A 14,080-nucleotide genomic window follows, 5' to 3' on the forward strand; every position below is an offset into this window, starting at 1 on the left:
GTGTACCTGTTTCCGTCTGCCCGGTCAAGGGGTCGCCGACCTGTGCCGCGGCTGAGAAGGCCTGCGACTTTGGTCCCGTCCCCTGGAGTCCAACGGCTCTGCCTGCACGAGACTGCCGCGCCGACGGTGAGAGAAAGTCGACCCCCGGAGGTGGAGTGATGGCCGGCCACTACGTTCATTGGGGCGTCATCCAGATCTCGGTCACCAATCTGGTGATCATCCTGGCGATGCTGGTGGTGTTCGCACTCGCGATCGCCGTTCCGTTCCGGCACGGCGACGAGGATCAGGACCGGCCATGACGTCGGTCGCCGGCCGGACGGCCGCGCACGAGCACGAACGGCCCACCAGGAGCAACTGGACGGCCCGGCTGCGGACCCGGGTCGGTAGGACGGTTCCACCTGGGCAACTCCTCCCGGATCGCCAACCGGTGTACGTGAACTCGTGGATCTACGTCTTCGGCGCGCTGACCCTGGCCGCCTTGCTGATCGTCCTGGGCACGGGAGCGGTGCTGGCCCTGGGCGGGCCGACCTGGTGGCATACCTCGTCGACCGGGCACTTCGTCAACTCGCTGCATCTGTGGAGCACCGAACTGTTCTTCGCGTTCATGGTGATCCACCTCTGGGGGAAGTTCTTCATGGCCGCCTGGCGGGGCCGGCGCGCGCTCACCTGGATCACCGGCGTGATCGCGTTCGTGGGGTCGATCGGCACGGCGTTCACCGGGTACCTCTCGCAGTCCAACTTCGACTCCCAGTGGATCAGCGCCCAGGCCAAGGACGGTCTCAACTCGGTCGGCATCGGCGCCTGGTTCAACGTGCTCGACCCCGGACAGATGCTGATGTGGCACATCTCCCTGCTGCCGGCTGCCATCGGCCTCCTGGTGGTCCTCCATGTGATCCTGGTCAGACGGCACGGCGTCGTGCCACCGATCGACGCCGAGACGACGGCCGAGAACGCGGCGATCGCGGAGGATCCCGGCGATGGGGAGGCCTCGTCATGACCGTCGTACGCCGAACGCCGGACGCCCACGATTTCCCGACCCGCTCCTACGACCTGGTGAAGGAGTTCGTCGTCGCACTGATCGTCGTGGCGGTCCTCACCACGGTCCTGGCCGCCGTGTTCTCGTCCCCGGACGAGAAGCCGATCACGCTGTCGGGCTGGGCCCGGCAGGCGCCGAACGACGTCGTGGCGACCGCGGCCGGCGAGCTCGCCGGTACGACCACCAGCGCGGAGTACGGACCGCCGTACAACAACGCAGCCTCCGGGCAGGTTCTGGGTCCCGTCGAGCTGCAGAAGTGGGCCGGCGTGCGGATACCGGTCGACTCGGCGAACGATCTGGTGCTCATACCGCTGCGCGGGATCGGCGGCGACCAGGAGTTGACGAGCGCACTGGCCACCTGGAGTTCGGCATCGGCCAGTCAGCAGCAGGAATGGGCAGCGACGTACGCCGATGCGTTGGCCGCGGCACCGGACGGCAACCCCGCCGCGGTGCGGGCCTCGGCAGCTTTCGGACCGGTCCCGGTACTGACCGCGAAGTTCCTGCAACTGGCCCGGTCCGGTGGCCTGGAGGGCGCCCTCGATGCCCACGGCAACTTCTACCAGGGAGACGCGACCCGAGGCCTCTTGCTGCTCTCGGACGGCGCCTATCTGGAGGACCAGGCGCGGGCCAGGAACCTGGGCGGCGACCAGTGGGGCATGATGAACGAGACCGGCAACTATCCGGGTCAGCCCTGGATGTGGCTGTACACCTTCTGGTACCAGGTGAAACCGTTCTCGACGTCGGACAACGCCGATGCGCAGGTCTGGGCGCTGATGATGGTGCTGACCCTCGCGCTGGCCCTGGTGCCGTTCATCCCTGGCATCCGGTCGATCCCACGCTGGGTCGGGCTGCACCGCCTGATCTGGCGTGACTACTACCGCCGCGCCGGCCGCTCCACCTGAGCGGCCGGCCGACAGCACGGGCGCCGCTACGCCTCGGGCTTCAGGTCCTTGGCAGGCCAGGGGCTGTCGGCGGGGCGGAGGGTGTCGAAGCCGGGGCCGTTGAGGGCGGTCCAGGCGGCGAGGGCGCCCATGATGAGGATGGGGTTCTGGAGGTGGCCGGCCAGGGCGGCGGCGACGACGTCGAGGAGCGGGGCCCAGACGGTTTCCATGTCGGCCTCCTCGTGGAGGCGTTCGAAGGACTCGTCGGCGGGTGACAGGTCGCGGGCCAGGAAGATCCGGACCGCCTCGTTCGTCAGGCCGGGTGAGGTGAACGCGTCGATCAGGATCCGCCAGTCGGCGGCCTTGGTGGCGGTCTCCTCCCAGAGCTCGCGCTCGGCGCCCAGGCGGTACTGCTCGCCCTGGACGTCGAGGAGCCCGGCCGGTGCCTCGAGCAGCTTGTAGCCGACCGGGTGCCGGTACTGGCGTACGAGCAGCATCCGGTTGTTCTCGTCCAGCGCGACCACGCCGACCGCTCCGGGATGCACGACGACATCCCGGACGAACTGCTCACCGACGGGCGGCTCGATGGTGTCGCGCCGGACCGAGATCACCCGTCCGGTCTCGTGCACGGTCTCCGACGCCGACACCGGCCAGCGCTCGGGCTGATCCGCCAGCCCGGCGCCGAACCGCAACTCCGGGTAGTCCGTCATCGAGCCTTGACCGCCATCTTCTCAGCCTTCTTGGCGGCCGGCTTCGGGTCCTCGACCGGGAGCCGGGACTCGCGCTGCCGGTCCAGCGCGGCCGCGACCAGCCCGGAGAACAGCGGGTGTGGCTTGGTCGGCCGCGACCGCAGCTCCGGGTGCGCCTGGGTGGCCACGAAGTACGGGTGCACGGAGCGGTCCAGCTCGATGAACTCGACCAGCTCGCGGTCCGGCGACAGCCCGCTGAACACCAGACCGGCGGTCTCCAGCTTGTCCCGGTAGGCGTTGTTGACCTCGTAGCGGTGCCGGTGCCGCTCCTGCACCGACGGGGCGCCGTACAGTCCGCGGACGATCGAGCCGTCGGCCAGGTTCGCCGGGTACAGCCCGAGCCGCATGGTGCCGCCCATGTCGCCGGTGCCGGAGACGATGTGCTTCTGCTCCTCCATGGTCGCGATCACCGGCTGCTCCGCGTCCGGGTCGAACTCGCTGGAGTTCGCCTGGTCCAGGCCGGCCAGGTGCCGGGCGACCTCGATCACCATGCACTGCAGGCCGAGGCAGAGCCCGAGGATCGGCACCCCCTGCTCGCGGGCGTACCGGATCGCGCCGATCTTGCCCTCGATCCCGCGCACCCCGAACCCGCCCGGGATGCAGATCGCGTCGACGTCTCCGAGCAGCCGGGCCGCGGCCTCGGGCGTGGCGCACTCGTCGGAGGCGATCCAGCGCAGGTTCACCTTGGCGTCGTTGTCGAAGCCGCCCGCGCGCAGCGCCTCGGCGACCGACAGGTACGCGTCCGGCAGGTCGATGTACTTGCCGACCAGCGCGACCGTGACGTCGTCCTTCGGGTGGTGCACGACCCGCAGCAGCTCGTCCCAGCGGGTCCAGTCGACGTCGCGGAACGGCAGGTTCAGGCGGCGGACGACGTACGCGTCGAGGCCCTCGGCGTGCAGCACCTTGGGGATGTCGTAGATCGACGGCGCGTCGGGCGCCGCGACCACGGCCTCGGTGTCGACGTCGCACATCAGCGAGATCTTCCGCTTCACGCCGTCCGGGATCGGCCGGTCGGAGCGGCAGACGACCGCGTCCGGGGCGATACCGATCGAGCGCAGCGCGGCGACCGAGTGCTGGGTCGGCTTGGTCTTCAGCTCGCCGCTCGGCGCGAGGTACGGGACCAGCGAGATGTGCAGGAAGAACACGTTGTCGCGGCCGACGTCGTGCCGGACCTGGCGGGCCGCCTCGAGGAACGGCAGCGACTCGATGTCACCGACGGTGCCGCCGATCTCGTGCAGGACGACGTCGACGTCCGGGCCCGCCATCGCGAGCATCCGTTCCTTGATCTCGTTGGTGATGTGCGGGATCACCTGGACGGTGTCGCCGAGGTACTCGCCGCGGCGCTCCTTGGCGATCACGCTGGAGTACACCTGGCCGGTGGTCACGTTCGCCACGGCCGACAGGTCGCGGTCCAGGAAGCGCTCGTAGTGGCCGATGTCCAGGTCGGTCTCGGCGCCGTCGTTGGTGACGAACACCTCGCCGTGCTGGAACGGGTTCATGGTGCCGGGATCGACGTTCAGGTACGGATCCAGCTTCTGCATGGTGACCCGGATGCCGCGCGCCGTCAGCAGACTGCCGAGGCTGGACGCCGTCAGTCCCTTGCCGAGACTGGAGGCCACGCCGCCGGTGACGAATACGTGCTTGGTCTGCTGGGAATTCAAAGCCCTGTCCACGGGCCTCCAGCCTACCTCTTGTCAACCACCGGTCGCGACGAGACCCGCGTAGATGTCGAGCAGATTCTTCGCCACCGCGTCCTCGTCCATCCATCGCGCGGCCAATTCCCGGCCACGTGTCCGCATAGCGTTCGCAGTGTCGGGCTCCGCCAGCACCGCCCGTACGCCGTCCGCCAGCCCGTCCGCGTCACCGGGAAACGCCAGGACGGCGCTGTCGCCGACCAGCTCGGGGATGCCGCCGACCGCGGTGGCCACCACAGGTACGCCGACCTGCATCGCTTCCTGCAGCACGAGTGCGCGGGCCTCCCAGTGCGATGTGAGCAGAAACACATCGGCCGCACCGAGCAGATCGGCCACATCGGCGCGGTGACCGAGCAACCGGACCGGCAGCTGCTCCGCGTCGATCCGCGCCTGCAGGTTCTCCCGCAGCGGCCCGTCACCGACGACCACGAACACGGCGTCCGGGGTCGACTCCTGGATGCGGGCCGCCACGGACAGCAAGGTCGGGTAGTCCTTCTGCGGCGCCAGGCGCCCCACAGTGAGCACCACGCGACGGTCATCGAGGCCGAGCTCCCGGCGTACCTCGGCTCGCGGCGTCCGGATCCGCGGCATCGCCGGCGCGGCTACCGGTGCCAGCTGCGCGTTGCGGGCGCCAAGGCTCTTGGCGAGCTCCACAAGGTCGCTGGACGCGCCCAGGGTCAGATCGGCACCTCTGGCAACCAGCCGCTGCCCCATCCGCATCACAAGGCCCCTAGGGCCCGGTGTGATCACCGCGTTGTGCCAGGTGACGACCAGCGGGCGCAGCCTGGACCGGTCGCGGAGCGCGGTCATGCCGGCGCGGTAGCCGTGCGCGTGGACCACGTCGCAGCCACGCAGTCCGACGGCCTGGGAGACGACGGTCGCCGGAGCGAAGTCGAAGTGCTCGGCCGTGCCCGGCGGGGCGCACACCAGCACCTCGTGACCGGCGCTCACGAACCGCGGCACCAGCGAGGCGACGTGCTGCCCGATGCCGCCCCGCGACTCCGCGAGCAGCAGCCCGATCCTCATGCTTTCTCCCGTCGTACGAGTGCGCGGGCGTCCGCGCGATCCAATGCAAGCACGACCACGGCGTACACGACGACGACCGCCAGCCCGGAGAGGGCAGCGAAGACCACGGACTTACCGACGCCGGCGTCTCCAGCGGGCACCGATACAGCCCAGCCTGCCGCTCCAGCCAGTACGGCACCTGTCAACGCGGCCAGCGACGCACGGGGGAATCCGGCGATCACACCGCCTCCCGCCTCGCGCCGCAGGACCAGCAGCAGTACGACGGCACCGGCCACCATCCCGACCGACATGGCCGCCGCCAACGCGGGCACTGCGGCCCACTGGGCAGTCAGCACCACACTGGCAACCGCAACGAGCACCCACGCACAGGAGGTCACAACGGCCACCTCACGCCCGCGGTGTCGCGCGTAGAGGACTCGACCGACGTGCATGAGTACGGCGAACCCGATCGCGGCCGGCGCGAAGAACATCAACGCGTCCACAAGCGTCGACGCCCGCGACTCCTGCACCGCGCCGTCGTCGTACGCGAAGACCCGCGCTACAGGGACCGCCGTACCGACAAGCAGTGCGGCGCCGGCCCCGCCCGCGAGCATGACCGCTCGCGTGGACCCCGCCGCGTAGTGGTCGAAGCCCTCCCCCGCGTCGAACGCGGCTGCCAGTCGGGGGAAGACGGCCGTGGTGATCGGCACAGCCAGCACCGCGTACGGCAGCAGATAGACCGCGTTCGCCCACGTGTAGACGGCGATGCTGCCTGCTACGCCACGGTGGTTGGCCAGGTACGTCGTGACGACGAAGGTGAGCTGTTGCGCGACCAGCACTGCCAGGCCGGCGAGTGCGAGCCTCCGCAGTACCGGTCCGACGCCAGGGTCGAGCCGGAGCGTCGGTCTGATCGGCAGCCGGAGCAGCAGCATCGGGATCAGCACTGTCAGCGCGAGAGCGAGCACACCAGCCGTAGTACCCCAGGCGAGCAGGTCAGTAGCGCTTTGCGAGGCGACATCCGCGTTCGGTGCCGCCGCGGCGAACACGAAATAGGTGCCGACGACGACCAGGCTCGAGATCAGCGGCGCCAACGCACCGGCCGCGAACCGCTTGTGGGACTGGAGAACAGCGGTCGCGATCACGGCCACGGCGTACCCGAAGACCTGCGGTACGAAGATGGCGAGCATCCGCGTCGCGGTCCCCGTCGAGGAGCCGCAGTCGGCTCCGGGGTCGAGCATCGCGTCGGTGTACTGCCCGGCCAGCAGCCAGGCCAGCAGGGCGACCGGGGCCAGCAGTACGAACGACCAGGACAGCAACGCCCCGATGATGCGACCCTGCGCCGCCTTGTCCCCCCGAGTGACCGGTCCGGCCAGCACCGGGATCACGGCACCCGCGAGCGCTCCACCGGCGACCACTTCGAACAGGATGTTCGGCAGCTGGTTCGCCGTCGTGTAAGCCTCGGCCAGACAGCCCGCACCGACTGTCTTCGAGAACACCAGCCAACGCCCGAAGCCCACAACCCGTGCGAGCACAGTGACCCCAGCCACCAGCAACGCGGCCCGGGCAATCCGCCCGCCCACGCCCGGGCCGTCCTTGTTCACCTGGGGCGTCGGCCCCACTGGTCGATCTTGTCGAGGACGGGGGTGTCGGCGATGACCTTGGTGAAGCTGACTTTCTCGCTGGCCAGGTTCAGGCCGACGACAGCCGCCAGCACGAGGGTCTTCAGCGGACGCGGCAGCGACGCGGCGAGCGCCGTACCGGTGATGGCACCCAGACCGTTCGCGCCGCAGTCGCCGAGCATCGAGCGCTCGCCGAGGTCGGACGGCGCGGACGCGGCAGCGGCGCCGACGACGGCGCCGGCCGGACCGCTCACGACGGCGAGCGGCGCGTTCACCGCGGCCACGGCCTTCAGCGCGCGGCCCGGACGCAGGTCGAGCAGGTTGGTGAGATTCGCCGTACCGGCGATCAGGGCGCCGTCGGCAACGACCCCGGCGAACGCCTTGACGCCACGCGACTTCCGCGGCAACAACGCCGCGGCCGCGATCCCGGCCGCGCCGACACCGAGGATCTTCACCGCGCCGCTGGTCACCTCGCCGCGCCGCAACGCGCTCAGGTGACCGCGAAAACCCTTCGCCTGCGTGGTTCCGCGCAGATCGTCGTACGCGCCGACCGCGCCCGACACGGCCCCGGCGACCAGTGCCGCCGTCTTCACCTTGCCGTTGCCGCGCGACGCCGCGACGCCGGCCAGCGCACCGAGCACCGCGACCGGGCCCTCGAGCAGCGTCACCGGCTCACCGCGGTGATTGGTGCGCTCGAACGGCTCCCGGTTCTCCTTGGGCAGCTTCTCCGCCGCGCGCTCCAGCCCGGCGGTAGCGGCCGCGGCGATGGCGGCGCTGAGAATTCCCACGTCAGTTGTCCTTAGTTTGTACGGCCGACGGCGCGACGCCGTTCTTCGCGTTGATCGCGCCGTACTGCCCCGCCTTGCCTTCCGCCTGCTCGACCAGCGAGAAGACGACCGTTGCCTGGCCGGCGGGGATGTCGGCCACGTCCACCGAGGAAACGATCTTGGTGGCCTCGGAGTCACTGCGCAAGGCCTTGAGCAGTCCGCCGTCGGCCGCGGTCGCCGGCGTCCCCGCGACCACGGCGCCGCTACTGCCGGTGTCCAGGCCCTCGATGAAGTCGACGCTGTCGTTGTACGTCGAGTTGTCCGGCAGCGGCGTCGGCGGTTTCGCCGCGACCACCAGCACCAGCGTCGCCCGGTCCTTGATCTGCGACGGCTTCAGCGACAGCAACTTCGCGCCGGTGAATCCGCTGATCACCTTGGTCGAGTCGGCGTCGCCGGTCTTGCCGTCCTCCTTGGCCGCGATGCCGCGGGCGAGCAGCAGCCCGGCCCGCTGGTACGTCGTGCTGTCGGTCGGGATGTCCATGTCCGCGGTGACGAGCTGGTTGACCAGCGTCTCGACGAGTTGCCGCTGCCCGGTGTCGAACAGCTTCGCGTCCAGCGCGACCTTGGTGGTGACGACGCCGCCGGCCTTCTCGACCTCGTCCTGCAGGCTGTTGGTCAGGTCGTTGTCCGCGTTCGGCATCGTGACGATCGCGACCTTCTTGTTCGCCAGCTTGCCGCTGGTCATCCCGGCGGTGACCTTGGCGACATAGTCGTCGCGGTACTTGTCGAGCGCCTTCACCTGCACCAGTTCGGCGCGGGCGTCGGCGAGCTGCTGCCGGTCCTTCTCGGCCTGGCTCGCGACCACCTCACTGGCGGTGCCCTTCAACGGGCCGGCGCCCAGCACCACACCGGCACCCAGGGCGAAGAAGATCGCCACGATCGAGACGATGTGGTAGCGAAAGTCGATCACGTGAACAGCTCCCGGATCCAGTAGACGAAGTCGCTCCAGCGCGCCCGCAGGATCGACCAGGCGACGTCGTCGGCGCCGATGGCGACCATCGCCATCCCGACCGCGAACAGGCCGGCCACCATCAGGGCGACCACCTGCAACGTCGAGACCCGGCTGCGGTACAACCGGGAGACACCCTTGGCGTCGACCAGTTTGGCACCGACGCGCAACCGGGTGATGAACGTGCTCGCCATGCCCGGGCGCCCCTTGTCGAGGAACTCCACCAGCGAGTTGTGGGTGCCGACCGCGACGATCAGCGAGGCGCCCTTCGAGTCGGCCAGCAGCATCGCGACGTCCTCGCTGGTGCCGGTGGCCGGGAACTCGATCGATTCGACGCCGAGCCGCTCGAGCCGCTCCGCGCCCGGCGCGCGGCCGTCGCGGTACGCGTGCACGACCACCTCGGCGCCGCTCCTCAGCGTGTCGTCCTTCACCGAGTCCATGTCGCCGAGGATCAGGTCCGGGACGTACCCGTTCTCGACCAGCGCGTCCGCGCCGCCGTCGACGCCGATCAGCACCGGCCGGTACTCGCGGATGTACGACTTCAGCGCGACCAGGTCCTCGCGGTAGTCGTAGCCGCGGACCACGATCAGGACGTGCTTGCCCTCCATCGGTGTGTGGATCTCCGGGACGCCGACACCGTCGAGCAGCAGGTCCTTCTCGCGCCGCAGGTACTCCAGCGTGTTCGCGGTGAAGGCCTCGAGTTGCGTGGACAGCCCGGCGCGGGCGTCGTCCATCAGCTGCGCGACCGACTGGCTGTCCTGCGACAGACCCTTCGCGACGACCTCCTGGCCGCGGTACAGCGTGCCCTCGTCGAGCCGCACGTGCTCACCCTCGTGCAGGATCGAGAACACCTCGCGGCCGACGCCGTCGACGAGCGGGATGCCCGCCTCGACGAGGATCTCCGGACCGAGGTTCGGGTAGCGGCCGCTGATCGAGTCGGCCACGTTCACCACGGCGGCGACCCGGCAGTCGGCGAGAGCCTCGGCGCTCACCCGGTCCAGGTCGACATGGTCGATGACCGCGATCTCGCCCGGCTTGAGCCGTTTGGTGAGATTCTTGGTACGTCGATCCAGCCGGACCACGCCGGTGATGCCGGGCAGTTCAGTGGGTCGTGCTCTCCGCAGGCTGGGCAGTTTCATCGCACCCTCATCCTGCCATGTCAAGAGCCCTCTCCCGGGCCATTTACCCGGCGAGGGACTTGTTCACGCACTGAAATAACAGTGACTGTGCGTCAAATCATCCTTTTGAACGACTCTTCCGCCGCGGTTTGTGGCGCTCGGCCGCGAGCGCGAGCAGCTCCTCGGCGTGCGCCTGCGCGGCGTCGGAATTCTCCAGGCCGGCCATCATCCGGGACAGTTCCTTCAGCCGGGCGTCGTCGTCGAGCGCGACCAGACCGCTCGTGGTGACGGACCCGTCGTCGCTCTTCAGCACGACGGCATGACGGTCCGCGAACGCCGCGACCTGCGGCAGGTGCGTCACCACGATCACCTGCGCCTTCTCCGCCAGCCGGGCCAGCCGCTTGCCGACCTCGACCGCGGCGCGGCCGCCGATGCCGGCGTCGATCTCGTCGAACACCAGCGTCGGCACCGGATGCGTGTCCGACAGGATCACCTCGAGCGCCAGCATCACCCGGGACAACTCACCGCCGGACGCCGCCTTCTGCAGCGGGCGGGCCGGGCTCCCCGGGTTCGCCGCGAAGCAGAACTCGACCTCGTCGATGCCGAACGGGCCGGCTGTCGTCTCGTGCACCTCGACCGACAGTTTCGCGTGCGGCATCGCCAGCCCGGTCAGCTCCTCCGACACCGCGACGCCGAGCCGCTCGGCCGCCTCGATCCGGGCCTCCCGCATCTGCCGGCCGAGGTCCGCGAGCCGCGCGTCCAGCTCGGCCAGCTCGGCCGTCAACTGCTCCACGCGCTCGTCGCTGCCGTCGAGCTCGGCCAGCCGCTCCGCCGACCGCTTGGTCCACTCGATGACCTCGTCCACGGTGCCCTGGTCGGCGCCGTACTTGCGCACCAGATTGGTGAGCAGGGCACGTCGCTCGCTCACCACGGCCAGCCGCGCCGGATCGGTGTCCACATCAGCGGCGTACGACGAGAGCTCCTGGGCCAGGTCGGCCGCCAGGTACCCGAGCTCGCCGGCCCGGTCGGCCAGCTCCGCGAGCTTCGCGTCGTGCTCGCGTTCGCCGTCCAGGACCTGTTTCGCCAACGCCAGCAGGCCGAGTACGTCGTTCGGCCGGCTGGCGTCGAGGTCCTCCGAGGCCAGCGCGTCGGCGGCCGTCGTCGCTGCCGTCCGCAGGCCGTCGGCGTATGCGAGGCGCTCCTCCTCGGCCGCGAGCTCGGCGTCCTCGCCGGGCAACGGCTCCGCCTTCGCGACCTCGTCCAGCCCGAACCGCAGCAGGTCGGCCTCGGCGAGGCGGTCGCGCTCGCGGGTGGTCAGCTCGGTCAGCTCGGCCTGGACGTCGCGATACCGCTTGTACGCCGCGGCGTACTCCTGCAGCGGCACCAGAACCGCCTTGCCGGCAAAGGTGTCGAGCGTCTCGCGCTGCCGCGCCGGCTGCAGCAGCCGCCACTGGTCGGCCTGTCCGTGGATCGCGACGAGGTCCCCGGACACCTCCCCCAGCACGGACACGGGAACGGACGCGCCGCCGAGGAAGGCCCGCGAACGCCCCTCCGACGACAGTTCGCGCGCGATCAGCAGCTCGTCGTCGTCCAGCTCACCGCCACGGTCCTCGGCCTGCTGCACGATCGCCCGCGGTACGGCGCTCGCGCGGCCCTCCACGCGCGCGCGGCGCGTCCCGTGCCGCACCAGACCGCTGTCGGCGCGCCCGCCGAGCAGCATGTTCACGCCGGTCACGACCATCGTCTTGCCGGCCCCGGTCTCGCCGGTGACCGCGGTGAAGCCCGGGTCGAGGTCCAGCGTCGCGTCCTCGATCACGCCCAGCCCGGTGATGCGGATCTCCGAAAGCATGGTCTCAGTTTCCGTTTCCGTTGCGTTTGCGTTCGGCGGCGCCACGCCAGCCGAGCACCGGGAGGTCGAACTTCGCGACCAGCCGGTCGGTGAACGGCGCCTCGTGGGCCCGGGCCAGCCGGACCGGCATCGAACCCCGCCGGAGGAGGATCTCGGCGCCCGGCGGCACCTCGACCATCCGCCGGCCGTCGCACCACAGCACCCCGCGCCCGTGCCAGGAGCGCACCAGCTCGATCGACAGCCGCGACGTCGGCGCCACCACGATCGGCCGCGAGAACAGCGCGTGCGCGCTCAGCGGCACCATCAGGATCGCCTCGACCTCCGGCCAGACGATCGGGCCGCCGGCCGAGAACGCGTACGCCGTGCTGCCGGTCGGGGTCGCGACCACGACGCCGTCGCAGCCCCACCGCGACAGCGGCCGGTCGTCCACCTCGACGAGCACCTCGAGCATCTTCTCCCGGGCGGCCTTCTCGACACTCGCCTCGTTCAGCGCCCAGGTCTCGAAGATCAGGTTGTCGTCGAGCCGGACGTCGACGGCCAGCGTCATCCGCTCCTCGACCGTGTAGCTGCGGTCCACCACCACCTGGACGATCCGCTCCAGGTCGTCGACCTCGGCCTCGGCCAGGAACCCGACATGGCCCAGGTTCACCCCGAGCACCGGCGTACCGTGCGGGCGGGCCAGCTCGGCGCCGCGCAGGATCGAGCCGTCGCCGCCGAGCACCATGATCAGCTCGACGTCGTTCGCGGCCTTCTCCGGGTCGTCGACGATCTCCGCCGGGTCGAGCTGGAGCTCCTCGGCCTCGCCGCCGAGCAGCCGGACCTGCATCCCGGCGCCGGTCAGCAGCCGGTGCGCGTCGCGGGCCACCCCGACCGCCTGCTCCCGGCCGGTGTGCGTCACCAGCAGCACGCGCCGCGGCTCGTGCTCAGCCAACCCAGGTACCCCCTTCATTGAGGTCCGCGCTCGATGGCGGTCTGCAGCATCGTCTCATCGAGAACCGGCGCAACACGTCGTATCCACAGGAAGTATTCGACATTTCCTGACGGGCCAGGCAACGGGCTGGCCGCGACACCCTGGATTCCCCACCCCAGCTCGCTCACCTTCGCCGCGACGTTCCGCACCGCGTCGGCGCGCAACTCCGGGTCCCGGACCACGCCGCCCTTGCCGAGCCGGTCCTTGCCGACCTCGAACTGCGGCTTCACCATCAGCACCAGATCGCCGTCCGGTTTCACCACGCCGATCAGCGCGGGCAGCACCAGCGTGAGGCTGATGAAGCTCAGGTCACTGACGACGAGGTCGACCGGCTCGCCGCCGATGGCGTCCAACGTCAGCGTCCGGACATTGGTCCGGTCCATCACCGTGACCCGCTCGTCGGTCTGCAACGCCCACACCAGCTGGCCGTAGCCGACGTCGACGGCGATCACGTGCGCGGCCTCGTTGCGCAGCAGCACGTCGGTGAAGCCGCCGGTCGACGCACCGGCGTCGAGCGTACGGCGGCCTTTCACCTGGACGGCCGGGAACGCCTCGAGCGCGCCGAGGAGCTTGTGCGCGCCCCGGCTGGCGTAGCCGGGATCCTCGTGCTCGGACGTGTCGACGACGATCGGCGCGTCCGCACCGACCCCGGTCGCGGGCTTGCCGGCCACGGTTCCCGACACCTTCACCTTGCCGGCCGCGATCAGCTCGCTCGCGTGCTCACGTGAGCGCGCGAGGCCACGCCGTACCAGCTCCGCATCGAGCCGCGACCGCTTGACTCCCTTGGCCACTCGGGGTTTCCGGCTATCCCCGCTCGCCCTGCTCGGCGTCGGCCTCGACCAGAGCGGTCTGGAGGCGCTCGTGCAGGTCGGCGTACACCTCGCCGTGCTCACTCACCGGCTTGTCCCGCAACTCGTCAAGGCGCCCCATGGTCTCCTCGACCAGCGGGTGACCGCCTTCCTCGTGCTCGTGCTCAGCGTCGGGCACCGGGTCCTCGGCGGAGCCGGCGTGGAAGGAGTGTTCGTGTTCCTGCCCCGGGGCACGGGCGAACTCCGGGCCGAACTCGACCTCTGCGGGGTCCACGTGCTCCACGGCGTCCTGGGCACCGGGCTCGGTGTCGTAGTCGGGGTGCGTCTGCGGCTGCTCGTACCGGTCGGGGTCCTGGCCGGGCTCGACGTCCGGGTCCACGTCGGGTGGGAACTGCTCGCCGGGATGCTCGGTCATGTCAGGCCTTCTTCGCGGTCTTCTTCGCCGCGGCCTTCTTGGCCGGCTTCTTCGCCGCGGCCTTGGCCGGCGCGTCCTTCCCGGCGGCCGGCGCGCTCTGCTCGGCGGGCGCCCGCGCGGACGCGGCGGCGTGTGGCTCGGCGAGCTCGGTCTCCAGCG

General features: G+C 70.4%; 14 protein-coding genes. 3 read left to right on the forward strand and 11 right to left on the reverse strand.

Features of this window, described 5'->3' with window-relative positions; all coding sequences use genetic code 11:
• Positions 1–158: 158 nt before the first annotated feature.
• From ACWEOO_RS40715 to ACWEOO_RS40725, 3 genes are read left to right on the forward strand one after another with little or no spacing between them, the layout of a single operon-like run.
• A complete protein-coding gene (locus ACWEOO_RS40715) occupies positions 159–299 on the forward strand; it encodes a hypothetical protein (RefSeq protein ID WP_359929813.1) in 141 nt (46 codons plus the stop codon).
• The gene (locus ACWEOO_RS40720; RefSeq protein ID WP_452147606.1) at positions 296–997 is read left to right on the forward strand and encodes a cytochrome b N-terminal domain-containing protein; all 702 of its coding nucleotides are present in this window, start codon (positions 296–298) and stop codon (positions 995–997) included. The genes ACWEOO_RS40715 and ACWEOO_RS40720 overlap by 4 nt, the downstream gene beginning before the upstream one ends.
• Positions 994–1,938, forward strand: a complete 945-nt coding sequence (locus ACWEOO_RS40725) for a hypothetical protein (protein ID WP_452147607.1) — start codon at positions 994–996, stop codon at positions 1,936–1,938. Before ACWEOO_RS40720 ends, ACWEOO_RS40725 begins: the two co-directional genes overlap by 4 nt.
• Positions 1,939–1,964: 26 nt before the next feature.
• Here ACWEOO_RS40725 and ACWEOO_RS40730 read toward each other — a convergent pair whose 3' ends face one another.
• From ACWEOO_RS40730 to ACWEOO_RS40780, 11 genes are all read right to left on the reverse strand, one after another.
• Positions 1,965–2,627: an NUDIX domain-containing protein gene (locus ACWEOO_RS40730; protein ID WP_452147608.1), complete on the reverse strand. Its 663-nt coding sequence runs from the start codon at positions 2,625–2,627 to the stop codon at positions 1,965–1,967.
• Positions 2,624–4,339 (reverse strand): CTP synthase, encoded by a 1,716-nt coding sequence (locus tag ACWEOO_RS40735; protein WP_452147609.1) that lies wholly within the window; start codon positions 4,337–4,339, stop codon positions 2,624–2,626. Before ACWEOO_RS40735 ends, ACWEOO_RS40730 begins: the two co-directional genes overlap by 4 nt.
• Positions 4,340–4,360: 21 nt before the next feature.
• Positions 4,361–5,386 (reverse strand): glycosyltransferase family 4 protein, encoded by a 1,026-nt coding sequence (locus tag ACWEOO_RS40740; RefSeq protein WP_452147610.1) that lies wholly within the window; start codon positions 5,384–5,386, stop codon positions 4,361–4,363.
• Positions 5,383–6,984, reverse strand: a complete 1,602-nt coding sequence (gene murJ, locus ACWEOO_RS40745) for a murein biosynthesis integral membrane protein MurJ (RefSeq protein WP_452147611.1) — start codon at positions 6,982–6,984, stop codon at positions 5,383–5,385. The genes ACWEOO_RS40740 and murJ overlap by 4 nt, the downstream gene beginning before the upstream one ends.
• Positions 6,963–7,772, reverse strand: a complete 810-nt coding sequence (locus ACWEOO_RS40750; RefSeq protein ID WP_359929801.1) for a hypothetical protein — start codon at positions 7,770–7,772, stop codon at positions 6,963–6,965. Before ACWEOO_RS40750 ends, murJ begins: the two co-directional genes overlap by 22 nt.
• Position 7,773: 1 nt before the next feature.
• Positions 7,774–8,721, reverse strand: coding sequence for a copper transporter (locus ACWEOO_RS40755; RefSeq protein WP_363715504.1), 948 nt, complete (start codon positions 8,719–8,721; stop codon positions 7,774–7,776).
• On the reverse strand, positions 8,718–9,899 hold the full coding sequence (gene steA / locus ACWEOO_RS40760; RefSeq protein ID WP_452147612.1) for a putative cytokinetic ring protein SteA: 1,182 nt from the start codon (positions 9,897–9,899) through the stop codon (positions 8,718–8,720). The genes ACWEOO_RS40755 and steA overlap by 4 nt, the downstream gene beginning before the upstream one ends.
• A 97-nt stretch (positions 9,900–9,996) precedes the next feature.
• A complete protein-coding gene (recN, locus tag ACWEOO_RS40765) occupies positions 9,997–11,727 on the reverse strand; it encodes a DNA repair protein RecN (RefSeq protein WP_452147613.1) in 1,731 nt (576 codons plus the stop codon).
• A 4-nt stretch (positions 11,728–11,731) separates the two neighbouring features.
• Positions 11,732–12,676, reverse strand: coding sequence for an NAD kinase (locus ACWEOO_RS40770; RefSeq protein WP_452147614.1), 945 nt, complete (start codon positions 12,674–12,676; stop codon positions 11,732–11,734).
• The gene (locus ACWEOO_RS40775) at positions 12,673–13,488 is read right to left on the reverse strand and encodes a TlyA family RNA methyltransferase (RefSeq protein WP_452147615.1); all 816 of its coding nucleotides are present in this window, start codon (positions 13,486–13,488) and stop codon (positions 12,673–12,675) included. Before ACWEOO_RS40775 ends, ACWEOO_RS40770 begins: the two co-directional genes overlap by 4 nt.
• A gap of 13 nt (positions 13,489–13,501) precedes the next feature.
• Positions 13,502–13,921 carry a hypothetical protein gene (locus tag ACWEOO_RS40780; RefSeq protein WP_452147616.1) on the reverse strand — a complete coding sequence of 140 codons (420 nt, stop codon included), beginning with the start codon at positions 13,919–13,921 and terminating at the stop codon, positions 13,502–13,504.
• Positions 13,922–14,080 lie beyond the last annotated feature (159 nt).

It is taken from the genome of Kribbella sp. NPDC004138 (genome assembly GCF_053603655.1).